1 rRNA gene (only partly in view) is annotated in these 294 nt (G+C 64.6%); it reads right to left on the minus strand.

The annotated features are described in order from the left end of the window. Positions 1 to 241: 241 nt before the first annotated feature. A 5S ribosomal RNA gene (gene rrf, locus DSP71_RS24605) occupies positions 242 to 294 on the minus strand (it continues 116 nt past the right edge of the window).

Here is a 294-nt window from a genome sequence, read left to right on the forward strand (position 1 = left end):
GCGCACCACCGTCACGACGGGGAGCACCGCCATCGCGGTTGTAGCCGCCCTCACGACGAGGAGCGCCACCATCGCGGCTGCTGTAGTTGGGGCGTCCGCCAGAAGCGCGGTTCCCGCGCGGTCCGTTGTCGTCGTTGCGACGCGGACGGCGCTCTTCCTCTTCTGGCATGATGCTCCCTGTTCTCTTCGTGTAAACGCAAAATGGCCACCCAACGATGGGTGGCCATTTTGTCTAAAAGGAGTCCGGCGGTGTCCTACTCTCCCACAGGGTCCCCCCTGCAGTACCATCGGCGC

The sequence above is a fragment of the Microbacterium sp. H6 genome (genome assembly GCF_003314775.1).
Lineage (GTDB): Bacteria > Actinomycetota > Actinomycetes > Actinomycetales > Microbacteriaceae > Microbacterium > Microbacterium oxydans.